Source organism: Flavobacterium xizangense (genome assembly GCF_054075145.1).
This window is the reverse complement of record NZ_JBSIPG010000357.1, coordinates 1-230: the sequence shown is the minus strand read 5'-3', so window position 1 is coordinate 230 and position 230 is coordinate 1. Positions and strand designations below refer to the sequence as shown.

Here is a 230-nt window from a genome sequence, read left to right as displayed (position 1 = left end):
ATTCAAAGAATTGTAGCGCAATTAAAAAATAAAAATATCGGAATCTTAATTACCGACCACAACGTTCAGGAAACATTAGCCATCACTGATAAAACATATTTAATGTTCGAGGGAGGAATTCTTAAAGCAGGAATTCCAGAAGAATTGGTAGAAGACGAAATGGTTCGTCGCGTTTACCTTGGACAAAACTTCGAGCTTCGTAAGAAGAAATTGGAGTTTTGATTTTAGTG

The 230-nt window shown here is 35.2% G+C and carries 1 pseudogene; it reads left to right on the top strand.

Annotated elements, in window-relative coordinates:
* A pseudogene (locus ACWA1B_RS23755) lies at nucleotides 1-222 on the top strand (LPS export ABC transporter ATP-binding protein); the annotation flags it as partial.
* Between the last annotated feature and the right edge of the window lie 8 nt (nucleotides 223-230).